The organism is Rhodococcus sp. BS-15 (genome assembly GCF_000813105.1).
In the GTDB taxonomy this organism is placed as follows: domain Bacteria; phylum Actinomycetota; class Actinomycetes; order Mycobacteriales; family Mycobacteriaceae; genus Rhodococcoides.
Window position 1 is genome coordinate 1 of the sequence record NZ_BAOX01000384.1, and the last position, 3,848, is coordinate 3,848.

At 67.4% G+C, this 3,848-nt stretch carries 2 protein-coding genes; both read left to right on the forward strand.

Annotated features, from left to right (window positions below; all coding sequences use genetic code 11):
- The coding region (locus tag RHBS_RS25420) for an ABC transporter permease (protein WP_237669707.1) at nucleotides 1–782 on the forward strand (782 nt) is incomplete at its 5' end.
- A 182-nt stretch (nucleotides 783–964) separates the two neighbouring features.
- Nucleotides 965–3,848 (forward strand): ABC transporter ATP-binding protein (locus RHBS_RS25425; RefSeq protein WP_145977607.1); only part of this gene is annotated, 2,884 nt, incomplete at its 3' end.

The window sequence follows — 3,848 nt, forward strand, 5'->3', positions numbered from 1 at the left end:
GGGGGTCCGCGATGAACGCGTTGCTCACGTCGGAGATCCGCAAGGTCACGACACTGAAGTTCTGGTGGGCTCTGGCGATCGCTCCGATCGTCGTCGGAGTGTTCGCGTCCGTCATCACGTCGGTGATCGCGAATCAGCTGGGCGAATTCGAGGAGGACCTCGACATTTCCGGCGGGGTCGCCTCGATCGGCCTGTACGTCGCCGCCGGTGCCGCGATTCTGTTCGCCGGCATCTTCGGTGCCGTCAACGCCGGAACCGAATTCCGCCACAAGACCATCACCACCAGCTTCCTGACGGCCCGCGGCCGCGACGGGGTGATCGCCGCCAAACTCATCGTCACTGCGCTGTTCGGCCTCGGATACGGCCTGGTGGTGCTGCTGGCCAGCTTGATCTGTCTGCTGATCTTCAACGAGCGGACAGTGCTGCTGGACGGCGCGTTCATCGGCGTGGTGGCATCGTGCCTCCTCGCAGTGGTGCTGTGGTCTATGATCGGTGCCGGCCTGGGTCTGCTGCTCAAATCTCCGACGTGGGCCGCGATCGTGCTCGTCGCCTGGCTGCCGTTCGGCGAGGGTCTCATCTCGTTGATCCTGTTCGGACTCGGGCTCGGATCGGTCGCCGTGGCGTTGCCGTCGAATCTGACTCTGCCGACCATGGCGGCGACTCAACTCGACGACGCGGGCGACCTGGCGTCGTGGCCGTGGGCACCGTTCGGACTCGCGCTGTGGGCCGCGATCCTCACCGGCGTCGGCTGGTTCCTGGCCCGTACCCGCGACATCGACTGACGTCGCTTCGTTCGCGGGCCGACCCTGTCGGTGGCCGGGTCTAGCGTGGTGAATCGATGGCACACAGTAATGCGGTGAAAGACCGTGCAACGGCACCCCGACGCGGCTCGTCGACACTCGACAGCGCAGAACCCGCGTCGAGTACTCGGCGTGGGTGGATCAGACGTCTGATCGCGCAGTGCATGCTGCATCGACGCACCGCACTCGGAGCCTTGGGCGTGACGATGATCGCCGCGGTCATCGACATCTCGTTCCCGTTGCTCACCAGGGTCGCCATCGACGACGCGACCGCAGGCAGGGGCGAGAAGATCGCCACCGTCGCCGCCGCCATCGCACTGTTGGGTCTGGTGCGCTTCGCGTGCCAATTCGGTCGACGCATGCTCGCCGGCCGGCTCTCGATCGACGTCCAGCACGATCTGCGCCTCGACCTGCTCGCGTCACTGCAGCGGCTCGACGGGCGCAAACAGGACGAGATCCGTACCGGCCAGGTCGTGTCGAGATCGATCACCGACCTCCAACTGGTGCAGGGACTGCTGGCCATGGTGCCGCTGTCGGCGGGAGCCGTCCTGCAGTTCGTGCTGGCGCTGGCGGTGATGGCATATCTGTCGCCACTGCTCACCGTCGTCGCGGTACTCATCGTTCCTGCGGTCGGCATCGTGGTCTATCGAATTCGGCCCACTCTCTTCGCGGCCACCTGGTCGGCGCAGCAACGCGCCGCCGATCTGGCGCAACATGTCGAGGAGACGGTCACCGGCGTCCGAGTGGTGAAGGGCTTCGGACAGGAAGCCCGCGCGGTGGATCGCATCGAGACACTGGGTCGCACGCTGTTCGCCGAGCGCATGCGATCGGCCAAGATCAACTCGCGGTTCGCGCCGTCGATGGCCACCATTCCTCAACTCGGACTCGTCGGAGTCATCGCCCTCGGCGGCTATCTGGCCCTGGAGGGCCACATCACGATCGGCACGTTTTTGGCCTTCGCCACCTACGTCGCGACCCTGTCCGCCGTTACCCGCACCGTCTCGTCGGTGGTGATCATGGCTCAGCTCTCCCGCGCGGCCGTCGAGCGCGTCTACGAGGTGGTCGATACCGAGCCGTCCGACCCGGAACCGACCGAGCCCGTCGCGTTGCCCGATGGCCCGCTCGGAGTGCGCATCTCCGAGGTGACGTTCCGGTTCGAGCCCGAACGCGACGTGCTCACCGACCTGAACCTGACCGTCTCGCCCGGTGAAACGGTGGCCGTCGTCGGCCACGCGGGCTCGGGAAAGACCGCACTCGCACTCCTGCTCCCCCGCTTCTACCGCCCCGTTCGGGGACAGATCGCCCTGACGTCCGACGGAACGTCCATCGATATCGACGACCTCGACTCGACGTCCCTGCGCGAGGCCGTCTCTCTGGTATTCGACGAGCCGTTCCTCTTCTCCGACACCATCGCCGCCAACATCGCCCTCGGCAGGCCCGACGCAACCGCGGAGGAGATCGAGCATGCGGCGCGGCTGGCGCAGGCCTCGAACTTCATCGACGCCTTGCCCGAGGGATACGACAGCCTCGTCGGTGAGCGCGGCCTCACCCTGTCCGGAGGCCAGCGCCAACGCATCGCGCTGGCCCGCGCTCTTCTCGTCGAGCCGCGCATTCTGATCCTGGACGACGCCACCTCCGCCGTGGATGCCGAGACCGAGGCCGCCATCTTCGACGCGTTGCGCGGCGTCCGCACACGCGCGACTCTCGTTCTCGCTCATCGCCGCTCGACTCTGACCCTGGCCGACCGCGTTGCCGTCCTCGACAACGGCCGCATCATCGACACCGGAACGGTCGACGAACTGGATCAGCGTTGTCCGTTGTTCCGGGCCCTCCTGGCCGGCGGAGACGGCGAGCCGAACGACGATCCCGGCGCGGAGCCGACCGTGGACCCATCCGCCGACACGCTCTGGCCCGATACGTCTCCCGAGTCGACGGTCGCACCCGGCGCAGCCGCGGTACCCACGCCCGGAGGCGGAGGTGGTCACGGAACTGCGATGGCCGGGGCATTCGGCTCATTGGCACCCACACCGGCCATCTCCCGGGCAGTCGCGGCCCTGCCGCCTGCGACCGAGGACCCGGGCACATCGGGATCCGAACTGCGTCGACCCGACCCCGAGTTCCGGCTGTCGAGACTGCTGAGCCCGGTGCGCTTGTTGCTGGCAGCGGTGGTGGTGCTCCTCGCGCTGGACTCACTGGCCTCGATCGCCTTCCCCTCCCTCGTTCGCTACGCCGTGGACAGCGGGGTGGCCAGTGGAGACTCGAACACCCTGTGGATCGCCACCTCGATCGGCGTCGTGTTGGCAGCGGTGAGTTGGTTCGTCGTCTGCTGGACGACGGTCATCACCGCGAGGGCAGGCGAGCGAGTGCTCTTCGGACTCCGGGTGCGCAGCTACGCGCACATTCAGCGGCTCGGCCTGGACTACTACGAACGCGAGCTGTCGGGTCGCATCATGACCCGAATGACCACCGACGTCGATGCGCTGTCTTCGTTCATCCAGACCGGAGCCTCGACCGCGGTGGTGAGCGTGCTGACCATCGTCGGCATCGCCGCCGCACTGCTCGTCACCGACCCGGCACTCGGACTGGTGGCGCTGGCGGTGGTGCCGCCCCTGGCCGTGGCCACCGTCATCTTCCGGCGCATCTCCTCGGCGGCGTACTCGACGTCCCGCGAGCGCATCTCGATCGTCAACGCCGACTTCCAGGAGAACGTCACCGGACTGCGCGCCGCACAGGCGTACCGGCGCGAGGAGTACGCCGCATCCCGGTTCGCCGAACGCTCCGACCGCTACCGGGCGAGCCGAATGCGATCGCAGACCGCGATCTCGGTGTTCTTCCCCCTCATCACGTTGCTCTCCGACATCGCCCTCGCTGTCGTCGTGTTCGTCGGCGCACATCAGATCGCCACCGGCACCACCACCGCGGGCACCCTCGTGGCGTTCGTGCTCTACCTCGGGCTGCTCTTCGGACCGATCCAGCAGCTCTCGCAGGTGTTCGACGGTTACCAGCAGGCGCGTGTCGGCGTCGGCCGCATCGGGGATCTGCTGCGCA